Raw genomic sequence first — 20038 nt, 5'->3', positions numbered from 1 at the left:
ATCAGAACTCAATTGAAAATGTCCCTGACACTGCAAAAGGTTTTCCAGGATTGACCCCACCACCAACAAAGCTATAATTTCCTGAACGGAAGTAATCAGCGTTAAAGAGATTTTCGATGTTCAATTGAACCCGCCAATTATCGCACTTATAGAATAAGCTGGCATCAGTACGAAAATAGCTAGGAAGAGCATAGGTGTTATTGAGGTCGCGTTGGCGTTCACCAACATAAAACAGTCCTAGCCCAAATCCCAATCCCCGAAGGTTGCCTTGCTGAATTTGATAGGTTGTCCAGAGACTAAATTGGTTCTCAGGCACGTCAGGGAGACGATTTCCAACGGGTGTAGTATTGTCTTTACTGACAAACGCATCTAAGTAGCTATAAGATGCGGTCGCGTTCCAGCCAGGTAGGATTTCTCCAGCTAAATTAAGCTCAATCCCTCGACTGGTCTGTTCGCCTGTTTGCAATGAAAAAGCTGGATTATTGGGATCAGGGGTTGTCAGATTCTGCCTCCTAAGATCAAAAGCAGCTAGGGTAAGGCTGAGTCGGTCAGATACATCTGCTTTGATGCCAACCTCGAACTGTTGCCCAATTTGTGGTTCAAAAGGTGAACTATCTGCATTTCGCCTAGCAGCAAAACTAGGTGCAAATGAACGAGCGTAGGAAGCATAGAGCGATATTGGCTTAATCGGTTGATAGACTATACCAAAGCGAGGTGTCCAAGCACTATCAGTTTGTTCAAATTCTCTCCTCGGCTCAGGTAAAAACTCTGCCGTGCGAAACTGTTTAGAGTTGTCGTAGCGAACTCCTGCTAATAGCTTCAAATTGGGCAAAAGCTCCACCTGATCTTGCAGATAAAAACTAATAGTTCTGACATTATCATCCCGAAAAATGTTGAAATTAGGCTCAAACCGAGTTCGAGTGTACACTGGGTCAAAGATGTTGATTGATAGATAGGTGTCAGAAAAAGCGAATCTTGGATTTTCACTGCGGTAGCGATACTCAACACCAAATAAAAGTTTGTGTTGTATTGAACCAGTGCTGAATTGACCGACTACTTCTGCATTTGTAAAAAACCGTCGATAAGTTCCATCAGCATAGTCTGCGAGGCGAGCAAGTTCACCTGTTGATTCGTCAAGTCCAGCAGCAAAACCAAAAGTAGGACCGCTTCTTATAGGCTGATATTGAAGATGTTGAAGAGCATGTCTAACTGACCAATCCTGATTAAAACGATGATTCAGCATGTAGCTAACGTTGAACTGATCTTGCTGAAACTCAGTAGAAGATTCACCTAAAAAGCGGCTTCGAGGGATATTAACCACGCCATTACTTGTCTCTGGAAGTCCTTCATCGATTGTTTCACGCTCGGTGATAAACTGACCATAGATATTCAAAGATGTATTGGGACTAATATCCCAAGTTAAAGTTGGAGAGATTGAAAAACGTTCACCGCTTACAAAATCGCGGAAGCTACCATAGTTCTCGTAGGACGTATTTAGACGATACCGAACTGTTTTTGATTCGTTCAATGGTCCAGATAGATCTATGGCTCCTCGGTAAGTGTTGAAACTTCCTATCGTAACTGAGGCAGCATAAAATGGTTCAAATAATGGTTGCTTAGAAACTAGATTAATAATCCCACCAGGCTCGACCGCACCAGAAATAACTGATGCAGGTCCTTTGAGAACTTCAACTCGTTCGATATCGTTAGTATCTAAGGTCCCTAAAGAGAAGAAGGGAATGCCATCTCGTAAATACGCATCGCCAAGAACGTCAAATCCTCTGATCTTAAAGGTTTCACCAAAAATACCTGTTCCTCTTGTACCCGATGACCCAACACTTCCTAGCGTTTCTAGAGCATCTCTAAGTTCAGTAGCATTACGATCGTCTAGCACTTGTCGTGGCACAACCTGAATCGAGGCTGGAATATCCCGAATGGGTGTATCTGTCCTTGTTGCCGTACTCGCATTCGGCACTCGATAGCCTCGTTGTCCTTCTCCTGTCACTGTAATTTCTTCTTCTGCCACATCCTCATCTACTTCCGCACTCAGCACCAATCCCGCTGCACTCGGCACAACTTCCACCACTGGAACCGCTGTTTCTCCCGTAATTCTCACCTGTACCGTTGTCGGAGTTGCTTGAATCACCTCGATCGCACTAATTCCCTCTCCCGGTTTATCGACCGCAACTCGATTTCCCTCCGGCAATGCCAACACTGCCCCTTCTAACTCTGTGATTAACGTATTCCCCTCACTCCGCCGAGTCGGAACCGCACTGATTCCCGCGCTAGTATCCAAAATCACCCGAATCGTTCCCGCCGCAGGTTCCACCCGAGCGCCCGTCACCCGAACCGTTGCCGCTTCCACCTGTGCCATCCATTCTTTCACCGTCGTAGCCGGACGAGGAACTTGGCTCAACTGAGACACAGAGTTCTCTTCTGTCGCTTGTGCAACAGTCCAAGGCGCTGCCAAAACCGCCAAAACACCGATCGCACTCAGTTGCAATCCCAGAGTAGAAGCTTTCCTCGTCATCTCACTCACACCACTTAAGAATCAATGTCAGTAAGACTACCGAACTACAACTTGTAAAGAAAGCAAAACGAACGATTGCTGGAATTTTGTTTGAACGGTTTTCAGAAAAACTTGCGCTGCTGATAGTCTTTGGGATTCTGACCAAATTTCTTTTTGAACGCGATCGCAAAATGGCTTCGACTAGAAAACCCCACCCGTGCGGCAATGTCCTCAACCTTCATTTCGCCATACTCCAACAGTTGCCGCGCTTGCTCCAATCGATACTCGCGCAGATAATCAAACGGCGTTGTACCAAAACAGGCGCGAAATCCCCGCTTCAACGTACATTCATTCAGCTTGACCTGCTTTGCAAGAGTAGCGATCGATGGCGGCTCATGCAGATTTTGCAGCAGCAGATTTCTCGCGTGGTGAACTCGCTCGATGGTTCCGGGCGATAGCTTTTGCACCGGAATCGTCCCGACGCGATCGCAATAGATTGCCTGTTCTTTCTCGATTACCAGGCTCATCAGTTCCAGCGTTTTGCCTTCTATAAACAATCGCTTGGTCGTGCCTTGATAGGGACATCGCACAATTTGCCACAACACCGTTTGCATCGCTGGAGAAAGCACCCCCGATCGCGCATAATGCACCTGATCTTCTGGGCGTATCCAATTCTGAATCGCGATCGGCAACTCGCCATCCTGATCCCCTACTAGCGATCTCAGCGCGGTTGGCTCAATGTAGACTTGCACCTCTAATGCTGATTGCGCTGGTCCCACGATCGTTTGCTTCGGATATAGCCCACGTCCGTAGAGTGCATATTCGCGATCGCCCACGGTGGTTTGCTGATCCTGATGCTGACCAAACAGATGAAAATGGTGTCTCAGGTAAGCGGGTTCTTCGCAGTTATAAATCGCGATTTGCTCAAGCCACCGAATCTGATTAATCTCGATCGCTAACCCTTCCCGCAACTCAATCGATCGCACGCAACCTTGACCAAATTGATTGGAGTACTGTTGAGTTTGATCTCTCGGATCAGACGGATCAACGAACTTAGGCTTTTCTGCATTCAGTAGATCAAAAAAATCCTCACCTGAGATCGTAATCGTCATGACAATCGACAGCAACTTCAGAGCCAATATTGCTGTAGCATAAGCCTAGTGAGAATCTCTGTCAATAAAAAGTTTTTACCTGAGTGTACCGCATTCTATAGAACCCGTTTGAGGTCTCTTGTTGATATACAAGGCGTGTAGGAGAGCCGTTTCAAGCAGAGCCTGAATTTAGAAGGAAAATCATTGTTCTGGAACTATAAGGAACATAAAATCCAGAAAAATATTAGCTTTGAAACACATTAAAAGATACCAAATGGGTTCTATAACAGTGACTGGAATTATTCGAGTTGAGCCTTGGTACAATCCGCAATACATCATTCCAATGTTGGGTATGATGCTGGGCAATGCTTTAACTGGGACTTCTCTGGCACCCGATCGCCTAGTTGAAGATTTAACCACTCCATACTCCCGTCGATAGACAATGACTGCCTGAGACAGCGATAACTGAGCTTGAGGATGATTGGTCGCATAGACCCGCCAGCCCAACTGCTGCATTTGTTGCTCTACTGCTGCAAGGTCTAAGGAAAAGCCCACTTGAAAGCGGCGGTGTTCGACCACCCGTGCAGGTCTATCACCATATTTCCGTTGGGTAACCTGGGTCAATTGTGCTGGATAGTTTAACTGGAACAAAGATGCCACCCGATGCTTCGCCATCACTTGCTCAGTTGCAGTCGTCAAACTTTCGAGGTCGCGTCATGGTTTTTTGCCGATTCGGTTGCATCGACTGGCATCGAACAATCGTGTTGGTGTTCATAGCCCTCAGCAATCAGCAGTGTTTTGCCATCCGCGTAGTCACAGTCAATACGCTCTAACTCCACCTGTTTGCTCTGAGCGTGGCTGAGATATTCCTGCATCTGGGCATCAGCTCAATCTCACGACCTTACTCAAAAATGGGCAAACCGTGAGCTAGGTAGACCAGCCTGAAAGATTCCTCTCTAACTCTAATTTTGAAATCAATTCATGAGCTTATTAATCGAAAAGTTTGAGTCATAAACGCTTGATTCATTAATTTTTCTTTATAAAACTAGATTAGTGGATAACAGAGTTCTAACATCAGGGATCATGTTGCAAAATTTACGATTAGACCCATCTGATACTAATCGTTTGCAGCACATATTCTAACGTCACGGAGTCTGTTGAAATGCCTTTGATAACCCGCTGTGTAGCAGAATTTATTGGCACCTTTTGGCTAGTTTTGGGAGGCTGTGGCAGTGCAGTTTTGGCCGCCGCTTACACCGCAGACGCAGCAAAAATTGGAGAGAACACGTCGTTTCCATTGGGGATCGGGCTGGTCGGCGTGTCGTTGGCTTTTGGTTTGACCGTGCTAACGATGGCATCCGCGATCGGACATATTTCTGGCTGTCATCTCAACCCGGCGGTCTCCTTTGGACTGTATGCCGCCAAGCGATTTCGAGGAGGCCCCGATCTGTTGGGCTATATTGTGGCTCAGGTTTTGGGCGCGATCGCCGCTTCGGGTCTGATTTATCTAATTGCCAGCGGTAAGCCTGGATTTTCGTTAGGTGGCTCAAACCCTCTAGCAACCAACGGATTTGACGCACACTCACCCGGAGGCTATTCCCTCTTTGCTTGTCTGGTCATCGAAGTGGTGCTGACGTTCTTTTTCTTGATGATTATTTTGGGAGCCACCGATCGCCGCGCCCCTCAAGGGATTGCTCCAATTACGATCGGGCTTGCTTTGACACTGATTCACTTGATTAGCATTCCGGTCACCAATACCTCGGTCAATCCGGCTCGAAGCTTTGGCCCTGCTCTGTTTGCAGGCGGAGAACTGCTGGGACAAGTGTGGTTATTCTGGGTTGCGCCTATTTTAGGAGCGGTGCTGGCGGGGTGGCTGTACTCGGCTGTGTTTAGTGAAGCCGCGATCGCTGAAGAACACCTGAGAGAAACCGTCTGATTTGACGGATAATCTAACTAAAAAGTAGCTGTCCCGCCTGATTACAGATTCCGTCGATCCCAAGTAAACATTTTTAGTTAGTCACTACGCTTAGAGAGGTGAGAGAAATGAGGATGAGACAATCCACATGGTCACAGCAATTTGCACTCTGCTGATTTTCTCTTTTTAACGTGAATTCGATGAGAGTTTTTTCGCTTCGTTGTTCACGGCTTCTGCCCCCCAACCCCCCAATTTTGGGGGACTTTAAGAGAGGAATTCTGGTTCAAAGTCCCTCACTCGTGGGGGATTTAGGGGGCGTTCCTGGATCTAAAAGCGAAGCGTTCATCGAACTGACGTTTTTTTAAGGGAGGTTAGTGAGGAGCTTCAAGACCTCAGCCTAAGATCAAACCTGCTTCACAACAAGCGAGATTCGACGATTCACCAAGCAACGTCAATTCGCGATCGACTGCAATCTGAACGTCTGGCGGTGCCCTTTGTAAGTCAATTCTTAACTTTTTTCGCTGATTTGGTAATTTTACTTTACCCTCAATGAAAAAAGGAGGATGATACAAATGCTGAAGATTCAGCAAAATTACTGACCCCTTCTAAAAACCAACCTTTTTCTACGCATACAGTCCCCGTGTTAGTAGAAATTCTGACATTCCGTGATCGCCGCTTGCGGAATAGAGATTTCTCCTCTTGAAGGCAAAAGGGAAATCTGCTAAGGCAAGTCGATCGTGACAAACCACTTCATTTTTGTGCTGATTGAATCAGGGAGACCATTATGGAAAACTTTGCATACCTTCATGTAGCAGTTGATTATGAAGACCCCAGTCCAGAGCCAGCGGTGCGATCGCTCAAAGAACTGGGACTAACGTTGCCCAACTCCACTTGGGTCGGCGTGGCGAGTTTGATGATTGCGGTGTCAATTGTGGCAACGACTCATCAAGCAATGGCGCTCATCGTGCGCGGCAATACGGGTGCAGCCGTGACTCAGGTGCAATCTGCTTTGAGAAATCGAGGCTATAGCTTGGGTGTAGATGGCGTTTTTGGTGTCCAAACCGAATCTGTCATCCGGGCGTTTCAGCGCGATCGGGGTCTAGTCGCGGATGGCATTGTTGGCTCTGCCACAGCATCGGCGCTAGGCGTATCATCATCAGGCGGCGGCACTGGCGGTGGCTCTCAGACGGGAACGGTCACCATCACAGCAGGCAGCGGCGTAAATGTTCGCAGCGGGCCGGGCACCAACTATGCGATCGTCGGCGGCTTAGGCAACGGCGCGCGAGTCAGTACCTTCGGGTCTTCTAATGGCTGGCTCAGAGTCAATGGTGGCTGGATTTCGAGTGCGTATACAGGTGGCATTGGTGGCGGCAGTGGGGGGAGCAGCCCATCGACTGGTGTCGTTACCGTCATTCCTGCGATCGGGGTGAATGTTCGCAGCGGGCCGGGCACCAATTATGCGATCGTCGGCGGTCTTGGCGGTGGGGCGAGAGTCTCAACGTTTGGCACTTCTGGCGGTTGGTATCGGGTCTCAGGCGGCTGGGTTTCGGGATCTCATGTTCAGTAAACCAGCTAGATTTTAGCGTTCTGGATTGATATCTGGACTCATAAAAGTGATGGGGCGATCGAGGTCAGGGGTTAAGAAATCTCTGGGAGCGATCGTCCCATTATTTTGTGTTCTACTTTTTGTGCATCGACCAATTTTAATTAACATGAATTCGATGAAACTTTTTCGCTTTGTTGTCAAGCTTCTGCCCCCCAAGCTGCTGATTCTAGAGAACTTTAAAGCTTCATCAAACTAACGTTTAACGGCGTTGCTGAATCAGGGGGTGTGCCCCAAAGCGGCGGGAACCCCAAGGTTCAAAGTCCTCCAATTTTGGGGAATTTAGGGGGCGAAAAGATGGACACTTCTCACAGATTTATCCCTCCAATCAGCAACGCCCGTTTAACTAGCAAAATTTCTAATTCTTTAGAAAAAGTTGACTCTCTGGACAGTGCGAAGTTATTGATGCCCCTCGACAGTTGCATCAATCCGTTAACTCAAGCAAATTCAGTGATGTAGATCACCCAGTTTTATGGGCGATCAATTGAGGCAGAAGTAGACGCACTCTACTTCTCGAAAAAATCATTGGCTGTTGATGCTGAAGTGTCAGGCGCACAATCTGCTCGGTCGGATAGCCATGTTCCGGGAAAGTGCGAAACCATCGGGGAACCCGTTCCAAACCGTTTGAGGCAGTTCAAGTGCTAAGACTTGAAGGACACCTAATACGACCTAATACGATCGCGTTCAGATTGACAATGATGAGCATTACACAAGGCATGGTCACAGTCACCTGAAAGTGTCAGAGTTGAGCAAACAAAACAGTGGGTCAACAACTTCTTAAATTGGTTTGGTTTGACGAAAACTAATTAGCCTGATTGGTGTTAATTTCGCTCCAAAACTAAGATCCCCGCTCTCTCTAGGAATCTGGGATTTTACTGTGATCATACTGTCCGCCCGAAAACATTCGATCGCGCTTGCGGTACGCTCAAGACGGAGGGGTCGAGTACAGAAAATTAAGATCGTACAGACCAGTGCATATGTTACGTCGTTCTGTGTTTTCTAGTCTCGATCGAGCTGATTCTACTCGTTGGCTGATTGTAATTTTTTGCGCGATCGTGTTGATGTTGGAGTATCTTACGCTGCCTAGCTATGTGTTTGGCTATCTCTACATCGGTGCAATTTTACTCGCAAGTTCTAAACTGAGACGATCAGAAATTTTTCAAGTAATGGTTGTTTCAGCGATACTGACTTTTTCTAATTTGTGGTTTCCGTCAGGTCAATTAGTTGAGTCTTCCACGATTGCCAATCGCATCATTACTGTGATCGCACTGGTGGTAACAGGATTGTTAGAAATCCGAAATCGAGATTATCAAGATGCGATCGCTCAACAGCAAAGCCAACTTCAAGCCCAAGAGCAACTGTCTCGACTGAGAGAAGATTTTGTTTCGACGCTGACCCACGATCTAAAAACGCCGCTATTGGGCGCGATCGAGACCATCAAAGCCTTTCAGCGGCACGAGTTTGGGATTGTTAGCTCAACGCAGCAAAAGATTTTTGACATGATGGCGCGCAGTCATCAAACAACACTGCAAATGGTTGAGATGATGCTTGATGTTTATCGCAACGATGCCGAAGGATTGCAGCTTGACCTGGAGCCACTCAACCTCACAGACAGCGCAGAAGATGCGATCGTGACGCTGCGAGATTTGGCGGCGACTCGGCGCGTTTATCTGAGTACCTGTCATGGCGATTCTGATTTTCGTCGGGCGTTGTGGGTGATGGGCGATCGCTTGCAGCTTCAGCGCGTTTTTACGAACCTGCTGGCTAACAGTATCAATCACTCACCCAGGGGCGGCAAAGTCGAAGTCAGTCTAGAATCCTATTCCTCACACCAAATTGTCAAAATTCTCGACACGGGGCCCGGCATTACCCCCGAAGAACTGCCTCATCTGTTTGAGCGATTTTATCAGGGACACAGCGATCGACAAGCCAAAGGATCTGGACTGGGACTCTATTTAACTCGGCAAATCATCGAAGCGCACGGCGGGACAATTTGGGCAGAAAATCGATCTCCTCACGGGGCGCTGTTTGCCTTTCGGTTGCCTGCGACGAGTACTTCGGTCAGAGAGGGATGAGGGATAAGGGATGGAACCGGAATTAAAGCTAACAAGCGTGAGAGACCTGCGATCGACGACACTTTAAACAATCGAAATCCAATAATTAATCTACAAAACAACATTACTTTGAGATCGACTGAGCTTTATTAACGACTAGCTGCTATCACGATTCGAGCGCAGGCTTCTGCATCTGATAAGGCGTGATGGTGCACTAGATCGATTCCTAAGTAGTCACAAACATTGGGCAACTTGGTAGGGTAGATTCTCCAGGTTTTACGGGCTAGTTGTACAGTGCAAACAAAGTTTTGAGAGGGACGCGCCATACCATGAGCATCGCAGCAGGCATACAGCACTCCCTGGTCAAAAGAAGCATTGTGAGCCGCGATAAAGTCAACATTCTCCAGCATGGGTTGCAATGTTTCCCAAACTTCGCCAAAGGTCGGCTCCTCGGCTACATCGTCCCAGGTAATCCCGTGAATGTCGGTAAACTTGAAAGCACGACGCGGTGGACGAATCAGCGCATGAACTGATCGTACAATCCGATGATTCTCAACCCGCACCAGACCGATCGCACAGGCACTATCTCGCCCATAATCGGCCGTTTCAAAATCGAGTGACACAAACGATCGATTCAAATTCATTCAACCTGCCTCTACTTGCTGCTCAACACACGCCATGCAATAAACCCCGCAAAGCTGAGATAGCCCAATACCGTTACCCACTCTAGCCAATTTTCGGAGGGCATCAAAAAATGATCGTTCATCGATCGCGCTCACTGAGAATTACTGCTATTTTAAGCCAGACGCGCTTCACCAGGGCAAGCGATCGCCGTTCCAAGAAAAGAATTCGCCGCTGTCGTGGGCTTGTAGTTTGTCTAAAACGGTGAGTAATTGCTGAACGGTACGATCGACGCTAAACAGCTTTTCGGGCGGCACGTTGCGCTGAAAGGGGCGAGACAGATTTGTGTCCGTGGTGCCAGGATGTAGCGTGACGACGATCGCTTTGGGACAAGTGCGTTTGTATTCGATCGCCGTGTTTTTCATCAACATATTCAACGCGGCTTTAGAGGCCCGATAGCCATACCAGCCACCCAGTTGATTGTCGCCAATACTGCCAACTTTTGCTGAGATCGTGGCGAAGATGGATCGGTTTTGATGCTTGAGCAATGGTTGGATGTGTTTCGCCAAAAGGACTGCACCCATGCTGTTTGTCCGAAAATAATCCAGCAGTTGTTCTGAGTTAATATGGCGCAAACTCTTTTCTGGCTGCATCGTCTCGGTATGCAACACGCCTACACAGTTAACAACTAACTCAAGTGTGGTCGTTTCTGTCTGAATTTTTTGGATCACGCTGGCGATTTGAGATTCATCTGTAATGTCCATCGGCAGACAGCGCAAGCGAGAATCTTGAAGCGCCAATAAGTTTGACTCCGGATTGCGATAAGTCGCGTAGAGAAGGTCAGCCCGATCGCGTTGCAGCAGTTGACGCACAAATTCTAGTCCGATGCCTTGTCCTGCTCCCGTGATTAATGCAGCGATCGTCATTGTACAAAAAAATAAAGGATAAAACGATAAAGGTAAATCGATAAAACGTCCTCTGAGTATACCATTCAAGATTTAATGCGGAAAGCTGATCAGTCAGTCTGTAGCAATCTCTAATTTGTTGCAAATCGTCCCAAAATCTATGAATCGGCTCAAACCCATCCTGAAAAATCGCATTCTTTTACTCAGTTTGGCAATCGGAACACTCATACTGCCGCTTCTATTAATGCAATACGTGAGTTTTATGACGAGAAACGATCGTTACAACGCTGCTAAGAATGTACCCGTTAAACCTGTGGCGATCGTATTTGGCGCTGGAATTTATACAAACGGAACGCCTACACCAATGCTAGCGGATCGAGTACAGGGAGGAGTTGATCTTTACCGTCAGGGCCGCGTTCGCAAACTGTTGATGACCGGAGACAATAGCGCCACGAATTATGACGAAGTTACGGCGATGAAGCGATACGCAATGACATTAGGAATCCCAGAAAAAGACATCACGCTCGACTATGCCGGGTTTAGCACCTATGAAAGCTGTTATCGTGCTAAAGCGATTTTTGGCGTTACGCAGTCTGTTTTGGTGACTCAGCACTATCATCTGCCGCGCGCTGTCTACACCTGTCGTCAACTCGGAATCGATGCGATCGGACTCGGAACGCCAGACTGGGAAAGCTACGGAAATCAGGTGATGGTGCCCTACGCCCTGCGCGAAATCGCCTCGACGATGAAAGCAACTTTACAAGTGCATTTATTGCATCCCAAGCCCACTTTTTTGGGGCAGTTTGAAGGCATTCGCTAAGAGAATTTAATCCCTACGGACGATTTATTTTGCTTACGTGCAAATCGTAGAATAAATGCGCTTGCGATTCACTGAACGAATGCTACAAGTAACGCAAAAAACCTCGGTTTAAAGTCCATGATTACGCTAGAAAATGCTGAAATTAAGCTGAACATTCGTCCTGATTTGGGAGGTCGTCTCGATCGCTTCCAGGATCTCAAAACAGGCAAAGATTGGCTGTGGCATCCTTTAGAGTATGACGACTCAGAAACGCGATCTCTTCGAGATACCCGCAAGGGGTCGCTCTCCCTCGGTGCCTCATTTGACGATAATTGGACAGGCGGCTGGGACGAAATTTTTCCCAACGATGCCGCAGGTGAATTTCGCGGCTATCAACTCGTCGATCATGGTGAATTTTGGTCACAAAGCTGGAGAGTTGCCGACGCTTCTCCCTTGAGCGTCAAATTAATTTACGCCTGCCAAACGGTGCCCGTCAGCGTCGAGAAAACTATTCAACTCAATGCAACCCAACCGGAAGTGACGATCGCCTACACCTTCCAAAATCAATCTGATCAAACGATTCCCTTTCTGTTTAAACAACACTGCGCGATCGCCATTCAAGCCGACGACGAAATTCTGCTACCCGACTGCCTGATCGAACCCGCCTTCATCGAATTCAGCAAAATCATCGGACAAAACCAGAAAACTCGCTTTCCCAAAGCCTTTGCCGCTGACGGACGAGAAATCGAAGTGCAGAAGATTCCGCCCAAATCCTCAAAGCTGCAAGAATTTTACTACTGTTCAGATTTAGCGATCGGCGAGTGTGGCATTCGCAGCAAACAGTCAACCTTTCTCATGAGCTTCGATACGGCCGATTTCCCTTACGTTTGGCTCTTTCAAAGTTATGGCGGATGGCGCGATCACTACGTCCTGGTGATGGAGCCTGCTACAACCATTCCCTTCGATCTAGAAGTCGCTAGTCAAAACGGAACGATCGCCCAACTCAAACCCCACGCATCCCAGCAACGTACTCTAACCGTGAAATTGCAGCGCTTCTGAACAGTAGATTCCACCATCCTCTCGTGTGCGAGGTATCCTGATGAATGGGCGATCGCTCAATTTCAGATTGGGCTAAACTCATAACTCAACCTGATTGGAAAAGATTTGTGCTTGACCTGAAGCTAATCCGCGAAAATCCAGAACTCGTTCAAGAAAAACTCAGCCATCGAAACGGCAGTTATGACATTCAGCCGATCGTGCAGCTTGACCTCCAACAGCGCGACTTGGAGAAAATGCGATCGCACCTCCAGGCCCGCAGCAACGAAATCGGCAAACTCGTCGGACAGAAAATCAAATCGGGCAGCGATCCCAAGGGCGAAGAAATTCAGGCATTGCGCGACGAAGGCAACCAGATTAAAGCCCAATTGAGCGAGTTAGAGCCAGCCGAAAAAGACCTCAAAACCCAAATCGAAGCGCTGTTGCTAACCCTGCCCAATCTACCGAGTGACAGTACGCCGATCGGCAAAGATGAAACTGAAAATATAGAAGTCCGGCGCTGGGGCGATGAATATAAACCGCAGCACACAGAGATTCTGCCCCACTGGGAAATCGCTGAAAAGCTAGGCATTCTCAACACCGAACGAGCCACCAAAGTCGCCCAGGCCAGATTTATTACCCTGCTGGGAGCCGGAGCCGCCTTAGAGAGAGCGCTGATTCAATTTATGCTCGATCGCCAGATCGCCGCTGGATACCTCGAAGTTTTGCCACCCCTTTTAGTCAATAGCCAATCGCTCACCGCCACCAGTCAGCTACCCAAGTTTGCCGAAGAAAGCTTTAAGTGTAGCGAGGACGATCTCTGGCTGATCCCCACGGCCGAAGTTCCGGTGACTAACCTTTATCGCGAAGAAGTGCTGTCGTCCGAAGTGTTACCGATTCGTCACTGTTCCTACACGCCCTGTTTTCGCCGCGAAGCGGGCAGCTATGGCCGAGATACCCGTGGACTGATTCGTCTGCACCAATTCAACAAAGTCGAACTCGTCAAAATCGTTCACCCTGGCACTTCTGAGCAAGAACATCAGACCCTCGTCCAAAATGCCGAAGCGATTTTAGAAGCCCTCAAGCTGCCTTATCGAACGATCGAACTCTGTACCGGAGATCTCGGCTTTGGTGCCGCCAAATGCTACGACTTAGAAGTGTGGCTCCCCGCCGCTGGCACCTACCGCGAAATCTCAAGCTGCTCCAATTTCCTTGATTTTCAAGCTCGACGCGGCAGCATTCGATTTAAAGAAGCCGGACAAAAAGGCACTCAGTTCGTTCATACGCTCAACGGATCGGGGTTGGCCGTCGGTCGAACGATGGCCGCCATTCTAGAAAATTACCAGCAGCCTGACGGGACAGTGTGCCTACCAGAAGTGTTACAGCCCTACTTAAACCGAGAAACGCTGTAACAGGAAAGGCTGGCTGCAAATAATGTCCACGTTCATAAGGACTCAAAAAAATAGAGACCCTTAACAGTAGGCATCTCTATAAAAGTCTGAGGCAAAGCTCAGAGGAAGATGATAAGGTTTGTTGCAATTATGAGCGCTAGAACGATAGACTCGCTAAACTGGCATCACAGCATATAGTTAAGAATCAGTTAAATCGTCGCTCAAGCTATTTTCGCGCAGTGGGTAGGATTAGAGAGTAGGGTTAAACCTTTGAAGATTAGCAGTAACAGCTAATATCCTCACCGCACTCATCCGCTAAATAGCACAATGCGCGAAAGCGTAGAGCAACCACCTCATCATAGAGAGGGTTGAGCTTGCACATGGGTGGAATGTGAAACAGGGTCTTGCCCAAAACTTTGACATCGCGTTCAAATGGGCATTGAGCTGGGATCATTTTGCAGAGGCGATGAGCCAAGCCTGCATTACGAACCTGAACACGATCGATCTGTTTCCGCAAAGGAAGCAACCAATCAATATTTTTCCGGGCAGAAGAGTCGGTGACGGTAGCAGCATCGGTAGAGTGTACTGCGGGAGAAAGTCTGACCCAACCTTCTAAGGCGATTCTTCGGTTGGTCTGTTGAGATTTCATTCTTGCGTAGCCTCAACTTGTAGTGCGTGAAGGGAATGAAGGAGATGAATAAAGACTTTAGTGATTCTGAAGTTGAATACAGCGTGACTGGCAGCACTCCCGGAAGCCTAAAACCTTGAGAGTACAAACTTCAGCAGGGACAGCTTGAAATATAGACTAAAACTGATGTTACAGTCTGTAACCTGCCGCACCAATACTGCCTTATGTTTCGGCAGGGTAAATGCGAGAAACTACTGAACTTTAGAGACCTGTAGCGCTTTACCTCTGATAGTCTAACTTACCAAATGTGTCGATCGTGCGAAGTAAACAGCCAGTTTTTGTAGCGGAACGTAAAGGATTTGATTCTTATTCTAAACGTCTTTTGGCAAGCTTTCAGGTCTGTTTACAAGGATCATGCAGCTTTGGAATGCAGAACATGTGATCCCTGCATCGATCGCACCTATTGAGCGAAATTTAGTGCAAATTCAATAAAATGCTTCGATAGTAAAGTGCTTTCCTACAACTGGTCATCCAAAAACGTCCCTGGATTATTGCCAGCCATAGCCCGATCGTCTCCATTTCTATCAATCCCTCACTTTCTCTCTGGCACCGGATCATATCCCCCAGGGTTAAAGGGGTGACAGCGACAGATACGTTGAGTTGCCAGCCAAGTGCCTTTGAGGGCCCCATGACGATCGAGGGCTTCGATCGCGTACTGTGAGCAAGTTGGCTGAAACCGACAGGACGGCAACCACAACGGCGAGATAAAAACTCGATAGCCCCGTACCAACCCGATGAGTAAAACCTTCATCTCAAAAAAACCACTGCATCTTCTTTGAAGTTAGCAGCTTGGCGACTATACTAGATAAGCTGTTTAAAAATTCGAGCAACAGAGGAAGTATTCATGTCGCGATATCGAGGCCCGCGCCTTAGAATTGTGCGGCGTTTAGGAGATTTACCTGGTCTAACCCGCAAATCTCCCAGACGAGCATATCCCCCTGGACAACACGGTCAAGAACGCAAAAAGCGCTCTGAGTATGCTGTCCGTTTAGAAGAAAAGCAAAAACTCCGCTTTAATTACGGCGTTACCGAACGTCAACTGCTACGCTACGTCAGAAAAGCTCGTCGGGCAGCAGGCTCCACGGGACAGGTGCTACTCCAACTGCTTGAGATGCGGTTAGACAACACCATTTTCCGGCTGGGTATGGCTCCTACGATTCCGAGCGCTCGTCAGTTGGTCAACCACGGACACGTCACTGTCAACGGCAAAGTGGTAGACATTGCCAGCTATCAGTGCCGTTCAGGAGAAGTGATCGGAGTTAAAGATCGGGATGCTTCGCGTAAACTGGTGCAACAAAACTTGCAGTATCCCGGTTTGGCAAACCTGCCGAGCCACTTAGAGTTCGACAAAAACAAAATGCAAGGCAAGGTCAATGGCGTTGTAGAGCGCGAATGGATTGCCCTTCAAATTAATGAACTGCTGGTCGTTGAGTACTATTCACGTCAAGCCTAGTTTTTCAAAGTTATCGAGATTTCGCGGCACTCGAATATTTTTTCAAAACCCTTTGATCCCGTCAGTCAAGGGGTTTTTGTTTTGAGAACGCTGATCTAGGAGAATTGTTTGATTGTGGACAGTCTAAAGTAGATAGGTCAAGTTAAAGATGGCTTCGCCTGAACCCCTTGCACAGCTTGAAAACCATCTTCAGTTTTACGCCTAGCTACTCATCATTCAGGATTTTTCTAGCTTGCAGCACCAAATAGACTTTTTGAATGAACACAAATATTGTTGAAGTCTTTTCGCTGCCTTGTTGGGTGCTTCTGCCCTCCAACTCTAGGGGCATCAAACCAGATTTCTGGGGAGAAGTTCCTCGCTTGTGGGGGATTTAGGGTTTGCCTGGGTTGAGAATTGCAGCGAAGGATTTTGTCGAAGGTTAAACGGGCGTTAAGGCACCTGTAATTAGACCTTCTAAGGTTAAGTATTCATCGGCGCTAAGACTGCCCTGAATGTAGGTAGAGTAGCAGTGTTTGAGCGCCCATTTGACAGCCTCCAAATCTGCCCGTTTTCGTGCAGCATTCTGGACACTCTCTAGCGTGACATAGAGCTTACGATCGCTCACCGCCACTCGATCGCCCGGAAGCCAACATTGATACGAATAACCAGCTGGTTCTGAGATAAATTCAATCAGCCAGCCGTTGTAGAGTTCTTTTTTCATCTAACAAAAGAGAATGAATCAACGGACAAAAAAATTGAGAACCTGGGGAGTTTCATGAAGATAAACAACTTTGCAGAAATAGCAGCCAAGAGTGCGCTGAGTTGAAAGCTGCCATTCGTGACAATCTCTATAAGAAGATGCCTGTGATTAGAGGTCTGCCACAACTAACCACAGACAGAATTGCCTTCGGTTGGTTTCCTGGCTTGTTGTCGGAGTGTCCGATCGCAAGCCAAGATTTCCCCTTTCCCAGCTAACCGAAGCCTCTTGATCAGGTGTGATAAGCCAGTTGGATGGAGATCTTTACCTCGAGAAGGTCTTAGGGAGCGCGACCCAACCGAGTCAAGGTTTCACATCTGAGGGCGATCGCAAAGCCGATCAAATTTCTCTAATTTGAAACGTTACTGCTTTGACGTGGAGACAAGGGGGAGAAATCGGGGAGAAATCGGGGAGAGGGTTTGATAGAGGAGGGAGAACTTCGATGATCTGTTCCCCCTTTGGGGGTAATCCGCTTCGCGAGGAGGGAGAATTTTGTTCCGCTTCGCGAGGAGGGATGAAAAGAGTTTTGAATTCTAAGTTTGAGCTTTCAAGTTCTCCTCACTCCTCACCTCTCACTCCTCACTCTTCATCAACCTATATCCCAATCCGTGAACGGTTTCGATAAAGTCTTCGGGAGCATTGACGGCTTTTAGCTTGTGACGGAGGCTTTTGATGTGAGATTTGACCGTCTCCTCAGTGGGTGGCTCTTGGAGTGACCAGAGGCGATCGATGATGCCTGCCCGACTCAAAACGCGCCGTCCATTGGAAACGAGCAGTTCTAAAAGCGAATATTCTTTGGGCGTGAGTTGAAGCGGCTTGCCCTCATAGGAAACTTCGTAGGTGCTGGAGTCCATTCGTAGACTGCCCCAGACCAATCCTGTGGACGATAGGCTACTACCTCGACGCAGTAAGGCTCTGATTCTAGCCATCAGTTCTTGCAGGTCAAAGGGTTTTACCATATAGTCGTCAGCGCCCGCATCCAGACCGATGATCTTGTCTGCGATCGTATCCCTGGCTGTCAACATCAAGACTGGAAAAGTGAAGTTGCGATCGCGCAGTCTTTTACAAAAATTGACCCCATCCAGTTTGGGTAGCGTCAAATCCAAAACAATCAGATCGTATTGGAGGGCAGAGACCCACGTCCACGCCATTTCGCCATCTTGAACGACATCAACCGTATACTGGCGATCGGTCAGTGCCTCATTGAGAACGTCGGCTAATTGAATATCATCTTCAACGACTAAAATTCGCATGGTTGAGCAAGATTTGGACGCGATTTTCGGGGTAATTTCTGGCTATTGTAAATAGAGTAAGGTGATGAATTGCTATCATTTTTAATTCTGTAAATCTGATTCTTACACTTCACGTTTCCTAAAGAAGAGTTCCATGTTTTTCTTAAAAAAGTCGCCCGAAGATAAAGGGTTGATTGTAGGGTTTTTAGCATTGACGCTGTTGATGGGCTTGGGGAGTACAGTCTCTTATCAAAACGCGACACAGCTTATTGAGAATAACAAAAAATCTCAACAAACTTATCAAATTATTAGAAAATTAGTTGATGTATTTGCGACGATGACAGTGGTTGAGTCGGGGCGGCGAGGCTACATTTATTCGGGCGATCGCAAAGAGTTAGCGCGATATGAAACTGCGATCGTTCAGTTTGAGCCGGAGTTGACTGAGCTTCGGATATTAGTATCCGCTGATCCAACGCAGTCTCAGCAATTAGTTAAATTAGAAAGGTTACTTAGTCAGAGGTTGGTACTTCTTAGAGACTCGATCGCTCTCTACCAGCGAGATCAGTCCGCGTTAGACACTCAAGCTTTGATGACCGAGCGCAGTGTTGTTTTGCGAGAGCAAATCCAAGCTGTGATTGATGAAATGCGAACTCAGGAAGAACAAGAGCTAGAGAAGTCGATCAAGCAGTCTCAGGTGAGTATTTATGAAAGAAAATTAATCGAAACCTGGCTGACTCTTTCTGGATTTTCAATTTTGATTTTGGGGTTTCTAGGATTTTACTCACAGTTAGTCAAACGTCAACAAGCTGAAGCTTCTGAACAAAAACTATCTCAACAAAAAGAGTTAAGCGAACTCAAGTTAAAGTTTTTCTCAATGGTTTCGCATGAATTTAGAACGCCTTTAAGTGTAATTTTGGGATCTGTTGAACTACTCATTGAAAGTCAGCAGTATTGGACGGAAGATCGTAAACAGAAAAACTTAAAGCGAATTCAATCTTCTGCAAAATCAATGACTCAACTACTAACAGATATTCTCACCTTAACGCGGGCAGAAGCTGGAAAGTTGCAGTGTAGTCTAGAACTGTTGGACTTAGAAGCTTTTTGTCTCAACTTAATTGAAGATTTTGAATGTGCAACACCAGCAATTTATTCGTTTCAATTCACAAGTGACTGTTATTACACTCATGCTCAATTAGATGAAAAACTGCTTTATTCTACATTAGGAAATTTGATATCTAACTCGATCAGATATTCACCCACGGGAGGCAGAATCAAACTCACCTTAAAGAGTGAATTGGGAGTGATTATTTTTCAGGTTAAGGATGAAGGGTTAGGAATTCCTTTAGGCGATCGTTCTCGATTGTATGAGCCTTTTTATCGGGGACAAAACGCCACGACGATCGCTGGAACTGGATTAGGATTAGCTGTGGTTAAAAAATGTGTTGCGCTACAAAATGGCGAATTGACCTTAGAGAGTCAGGAAGGAATGGGGACAACTTTTACGGTAAGGATTCCGCGAGGTGGTCGTGAATGAATCCTTTTGATCGGCTCAGTTGGTCTGCGCTCAATCTGCTGATTCGGACTCAGTTTCCCAGGGTGCGCCACCTATCAGTTGGTGAACTAGAAAATTGGTTAGAGAGCGATCGCAAACCTCATTTACTGGATGCAAGAACTGAAGCGGAATACAATGTTAGCCATTTGGATAATGCTCAGAGAATTAATCCAGATATCCACGATTTTTCTGATTTGAAACTGTCTTTAGAAACCTCGATCGTGGTGTACTGTTCGGTAGGCTATCGATCGGCGCGGGTGGTCGATCGACTCCAGCAAGCAGGATTTACTCAAGTGATGAATCTGGAAGGCTCAATTTTTGAGTGGGCAAATCAGGGTAAACCTATTTACGCTCAAGGGCAGCGGGTGCAGCGGGTGCATCTTTACAGTCCAGCATGGGGCTATTTATTGAAGGACGATCTGAGAGCATTGAGTGACAACCAGGAGTAATATTT

The 20038-nt window shown here is 47.2% G+C and carries 20 protein-coding genes; 10 read left to right on the top strand and 10 right to left on the bottom strand.

All coding sequences use genetic code 11. From position 1 onward, the window contains the following. Position 1: 1 nt before the first annotated feature. The gene (locus tag ACKFKH_RS02780) at positions 2-2530 is read right to left on the bottom strand and encodes a TonB-dependent siderophore receptor (protein ID WP_446856705.1); all 2529 of its coding nucleotides are present in this window, start codon (positions 2528-2530) and stop codon (positions 2-4) included. Between the two features lie 101 nt (positions 2531-2631). After that, entirely contained in the window at positions 2632-3621 is a 990-nt protein-coding gene (locus tag ACKFKH_RS02775; RefSeq protein ID WP_446856704.1) for a helix-turn-helix domain-containing protein, read from the bottom strand. A 253-nt stretch (positions 3622-3874) separates the two neighbouring features. Here ACKFKH_RS02775 and ACKFKH_RS02770 point away from each other — a divergent pair, with 253 nt between their 5' ends. Continuing rightward, positions 3875-4039 carry an ABC transporter permease gene (locus tag ACKFKH_RS02770; RefSeq protein WP_446856703.1) on the top strand — a complete coding sequence of 55 codons (165 nt, stop codon included), beginning with the start codon at positions 3875-3877 and terminating at the stop codon, positions 4037-4039. 256 nt (positions 4040-4295) lie between these two features. Here ACKFKH_RS02770 and ACKFKH_RS02765 read toward each other — a convergent pair whose 3' ends face one another. Then, on the bottom strand, positions 4296-4475 hold the full coding sequence (locus tag ACKFKH_RS02765; RefSeq protein WP_446856702.1) for a hypothetical protein: 180 nt from the start codon (positions 4473-4475) through the stop codon (positions 4296-4298). Positions 4476-4762: 287 nt separating this feature from the next. Here ACKFKH_RS02765 and aqpZ point away from each other — a divergent pair, with 287 nt between their 5' ends. Beyond that, on the top strand, positions 4763-5536 hold the full coding sequence (aqpZ, locus tag ACKFKH_RS02760; RefSeq protein ID WP_446856701.1) for an aquaporin Z: 774 nt from the start codon (positions 4763-4765) through the stop codon (positions 5534-5536). 763 nt (positions 5537-6299) lie between these two features. After that, a complete protein-coding gene (locus ACKFKH_RS02755; protein ID WP_446856700.1) occupies positions 6300-7082 on the top strand; it encodes an SH3 domain-containing protein in 783 nt (260 codons plus the stop codon). 12 nt (positions 7083-7094) lie between these two features. Here ACKFKH_RS02755 and ACKFKH_RS02750 read toward each other — a convergent pair whose 3' ends face one another. Continuing rightward, positions 7095-7229 carry a hypothetical protein gene (locus tag ACKFKH_RS02750; RefSeq protein WP_446856699.1) on the bottom strand — a complete coding sequence of 45 codons (135 nt, stop codon included), beginning with the start codon at positions 7227-7229 and terminating at the stop codon, positions 7095-7097. Between the two features lie 866 nt (positions 7230-8095). Between ACKFKH_RS02750 and ACKFKH_RS02745 the strand changes: the two genes are divergently transcribed. After that, positions 8096-9193 carry a sensor histidine kinase gene (locus ACKFKH_RS02745; RefSeq protein ID WP_446856698.1) on the top strand — a complete coding sequence of 366 codons (1098 nt, stop codon included), beginning with the start codon at positions 8096-8098 and terminating at the stop codon, positions 9191-9193. Between the two features lie 128 nt (positions 9194-9321). Here the strand turns inward: ACKFKH_RS02745 and ACKFKH_RS02740 are convergent, their stop codons facing one another. Then, complete coding sequence (locus tag ACKFKH_RS02740; protein ID WP_446856697.1) at positions 9322-9816, bottom strand: 3'-5' exonuclease; 495 nt, start codon at positions 9814-9816, stop codon at positions 9322-9324. A gap of 168 nt (positions 9817-9984) precedes the next feature. Further along, positions 9985-10719 carry an SDR family NAD(P)-dependent oxidoreductase gene (locus tag ACKFKH_RS02735; RefSeq protein WP_446856696.1) on the bottom strand — a complete coding sequence of 245 codons (735 nt, stop codon included), beginning with the start codon at positions 10717-10719 and terminating at the stop codon, positions 9985-9987. 139 nt (positions 10720-10858) lie between these two features. Between ACKFKH_RS02735 and ACKFKH_RS02730 the strand changes: the two genes are divergently transcribed. From ACKFKH_RS02730 to serS, 3 genes are all read left to right on the top strand, one after another. Then, positions 10859-11518: a SanA/YdcF family protein gene (locus ACKFKH_RS02730; protein ID WP_446856695.1), complete on the top strand. Its 660-nt coding sequence runs from the start codon at positions 10859-10861 to the stop codon at positions 11516-11518. Positions 11519-11635: 117 nt separating this feature from the next. Further along, positions 11636-12556, top strand: coding sequence for a hypothetical protein (locus ACKFKH_RS02725; protein WP_446856693.1), 921 nt, complete (start codon positions 11636-11638; stop codon positions 12554-12556). Between the two features lie 107 nt (positions 12557-12663). Further along, a complete protein-coding gene (serS, locus tag ACKFKH_RS02720; protein ID WP_446856692.1) occupies positions 12664-13944 on the top strand; it encodes a serine--tRNA ligase in 1281 nt (426 codons plus the stop codon). A 256-nt stretch (positions 13945-14200) separates the two neighbouring features. On the opposite strand, the gene ACKFKH_RS02715 is transcribed toward serS, so the two are convergent. Both ACKFKH_RS02715 and yidD read right to left on the bottom strand, forming a co-directional pair. Beyond that, positions 14201-14572: a Mo-dependent nitrogenase C-terminal domain-containing protein gene (locus ACKFKH_RS02715; RefSeq protein WP_446856691.1), complete on the bottom strand. Its 372-nt coding sequence runs from the start codon at positions 14570-14572 to the stop codon at positions 14201-14203. Between the two features lie 571 nt (positions 14573-15143). Beyond that, positions 15144-15362 carry a membrane protein insertion efficiency factor YidD gene (gene yidD, locus ACKFKH_RS02710; RefSeq protein WP_446856690.1) on the bottom strand — a complete coding sequence of 73 codons (219 nt, stop codon included), beginning with the start codon at positions 15360-15362 and terminating at the stop codon, positions 15144-15146. A 93-nt stretch (positions 15363-15455) separates the two neighbouring features. On the opposite strand from yidD, the gene rpsD reads away from it, so the two are divergent. Continuing rightward, positions 15456-16064 (top strand): 30S ribosomal protein S4, encoded by a 609-nt coding sequence (gene rpsD, locus ACKFKH_RS02705; RefSeq protein ID WP_446856689.1) that lies wholly within the window; start codon positions 15456-15458, stop codon positions 16062-16064. A 418-nt stretch (positions 16065-16482) separates the two neighbouring features. Here the strand turns inward: rpsD and ACKFKH_RS02700 are convergent, their stop codons facing one another. Both ACKFKH_RS02700 and ACKFKH_RS02695 read right to left on the bottom strand, forming a co-directional pair. Continuing rightward, complete coding sequence (locus tag ACKFKH_RS02700) at positions 16483-16764, bottom strand: hypothetical protein (RefSeq protein ID WP_446856688.1); 282 nt, start codon at positions 16762-16764, stop codon at positions 16483-16485. Positions 16765-17372: 608 nt separating this feature from the next. Beyond that, positions 17373-18053, bottom strand: a complete 681-nt coding sequence (locus ACKFKH_RS02695) for a response regulator transcription factor (protein ID WP_446856687.1) — start codon at positions 18051-18053, stop codon at positions 17373-17375. A gap of 133 nt (positions 18054-18186) precedes the next feature. On the opposite strand from ACKFKH_RS02695, the gene ACKFKH_RS02690 reads away from it, so the two are divergent. Then, on the top strand, positions 18187-19566 hold the full coding sequence (locus ACKFKH_RS02690; RefSeq protein WP_446856686.1) for a sensor histidine kinase: 1380 nt from the start codon (positions 18187-18189) through the stop codon (positions 19564-19566). After that, on the top strand, positions 19563-20033 hold the full coding sequence (locus ACKFKH_RS02685) for a rhodanese-like domain-containing protein (protein WP_446856685.1): 471 nt from the start codon (positions 19563-19565) through the stop codon (positions 20031-20033). The genes ACKFKH_RS02690 and ACKFKH_RS02685 overlap by 4 nt, the downstream gene beginning before the upstream one ends. The last annotated feature ends 5 nt before the right edge of the window (positions 20034-20038 follow it).

Source organism: Phormidesmis sp. 146-20, assembly GCF_052939475.1.
Note: the sequence above shows the minus strand (reverse complement) of the source record. Positions and strands in the feature narration are given on the sequence as shown.

Excerpts from the sequence above, each read along its gene's own strand:
- ACKFKH_RS02700 (WP_446856688.1), bottom strand. The coding sequence starts at position 16,764 with ATGAAAAAAGAACTCTACAACGGCTGGCTGATTGAATTTATCTCAGAA.
- ACKFKH_RS02745 (WP_446856698.1), top strand. The coding sequence starts at position 8,096 with ATGTTACGTCGTTCTGTGTTTTCTAGTCTCGATCGAGCTGATTCTACT.
- ACKFKH_RS02725 (WP_446856693.1), top strand. The coding sequence starts at position 11,636 with ATGATTACGCTAGAAAATGCTGAAATTAAGCTGAACATTCGTCCTGAT.
- ACKFKH_RS02755 (WP_446856700.1), top strand. The coding sequence starts at position 6,300 with ATGGAAAACTTTGCATACCTTCATGTAGCAGTTGATTATGAAGACCCC.
- rpsD (WP_446856689.1), top strand. The coding sequence starts at position 15,456 with ATGTCGCGATATCGAGGCCCGCGCCTTAGAATTGTGCGGCGTTTAGGA.
- yidD (WP_446856690.1), bottom strand. The coding sequence starts at position 15,362 with ATGAAGGTTTTACTCATCGGGTTGGTACGGGGCTATCGAGTTTTTATC.
- ACKFKH_RS02740 (WP_446856697.1), bottom strand. The coding sequence starts at position 9,816 with ATGAATTTGAATCGATCGTTTGTGTCACTCGATTTTGAAACGGCCGAT.
- ACKFKH_RS02775 (WP_446856704.1), bottom strand. The coding sequence starts at position 3,621 with ATGACGATTACGATCTCAGGTGAGGATTTTTTTGATCTACTGAATGCA.
- ACKFKH_RS02685 (WP_446856685.1), top strand. The coding sequence starts at position 19,563 with ATGAATCCTTTTGATCGGCTCAGTTGGTCTGCGCTCAATCTGCTGATT.
- ACKFKH_RS02730 (WP_446856695.1), top strand. The coding sequence starts at position 10,859 with ATGAATCGGCTCAAACCCATCCTGAAAAATCGCATTCTTTTACTCAGT.
- ACKFKH_RS02695 (WP_446856687.1), bottom strand. The coding sequence starts at position 18,053 with ATGCGAATTTTAGTCGTTGAAGATGATATTCAATTAGCCGACGTTCTC.
- ACKFKH_RS02770 (WP_446856703.1), top strand. The coding sequence starts at position 3,875 with ATGGGTTCTATAACAGTGACTGGAATTATTCGAGTTGAGCCTTGGTAC.
- aqpZ (WP_446856701.1), top strand. The coding sequence starts at position 4,763 with ATGCCTTTGATAACCCGCTGTGTAGCAGAATTTATTGGCACCTTTTGG.
- ACKFKH_RS02780 (WP_446856705.1), bottom strand. The coding sequence starts at position 2,530 with ATGACGAGGAAAGCTTCTACTCTGGGATTGCAACTGAGTGCGATCGGT.
- ACKFKH_RS02750 (WP_446856699.1), bottom strand. The coding sequence starts at position 7,229 with ATGTTAATTAAAATTGGTCGATGCACAAAAAGTAGAACACAAAATAAT.
- ACKFKH_RS02735 (WP_446856696.1), bottom strand. The coding sequence starts at position 10,719 with ATGACGATCGCTGCATTAATCACGGGAGCAGGACAAGGCATCGGACTA.
- ACKFKH_RS02690 (WP_446856686.1), top strand. The coding sequence starts at position 18,187 with ATGTTTTTCTTAAAAAAGTCGCCCGAAGATAAAGGGTTGATTGTAGGG.
- ACKFKH_RS02715 (WP_446856691.1), bottom strand. The coding sequence starts at position 14,572 with ATGAAATCTCAACAGACCAACCGAAGAATCGCCTTAGAAGGTTGGGTC.
- ACKFKH_RS02765 (WP_446856702.1), bottom strand. The coding sequence starts at position 4,475 with ATGCAGGAATATCTCAGCCACGCTCAGAGCAAACAGGTGGAGTTAGAG.